The 826-nt window shown below is 60.5% G+C and carries 1 pseudogene; it reads right to left on the bottom strand.

Annotation, left to right across the window (positions count from 1 at the left end):
- Nucleotides 1-826, bottom strand: a pseudogene (locus tag P792_RS36085) (phage tail protein); the annotation flags it as partial.

Below are 826 nucleotides of genomic sequence, written 5' to 3'. Positions count from 1 at the left end.
TTTTTCTGGCTTCCCACAATCCCTGTCAGGGGCTTGTTCAGTCCCGACTGCTCCGGCGAAAGCGCAGCCAGCTTTGCCGCTGCAAAGAGCGCAGGGCTGACAAGCTGCAACCCAAGCGTGTCGTCATTCCACCACAGCCAGTCGCCATGCATGTATTTCAGTGCGTGAGACGATAGCCCGAGTGCCATTCTCGTCTGGACGGCCTGCGCCAACGTCTCGCTTTTCGGGCCCGATACAACTGCGTATAGCCCTTGATCCTGGCCAAAGCCCAGCATCGGCACCATAAGGGAGGTGTCCCCGACACCCGCGCAGGTGACAACCGAACACCCCTGACTGGTCAGGGCATAAAGCCCGGTTCTGGTATCCGACGCGCCAACAAAACGTCCCGGACCCGGCTCCGCACCGTCACCGCCACCACCAAGCTGCACAACGCCCGGATCGCCAATCGCCGTCTCGGCCGACAGGTCGATCTGCACGAGCGCACGGGGGTCGGCAGCAAGCGCCGTCTGCAACGCAGTCCAGTCCCCGCCTGTATAGGATGAAACCCCCAGTTCCTCATGAGCAACCGTCAGGACAAACATCCCGTCACGATAGCTCTGCTTTGTCAGGGTAGCTGAAATCCCGTTGCCAGCCGACCCCGTATAACATGCCGTGATACGCGCATTGCCAAGGGTGCCGCGCGCCGGCGTATCTGTTCCATCAGTTACACGCACCAGGCAAAACTGGTTCGCACCCTGATGCACGGCAATATCCACCGCCACATTCAGGTTGGACGCCCAGCCCCTTTTGCCGGCGAAGATCTCACGACATTGCGCAACACTTCCGA

It is taken from the genome of Asaia sp. SF2.1, from assembly GCF_000505765.1.
Taxonomy (GTDB): Bacteria; Pseudomonadota; Alphaproteobacteria; order Acetobacterales; family Acetobacteraceae; genus Asaia; species Asaia bogorensis.
Note: the sequence above shows the minus strand (reverse complement) of the source record. Positions and strands in the feature narration are given on the sequence as shown.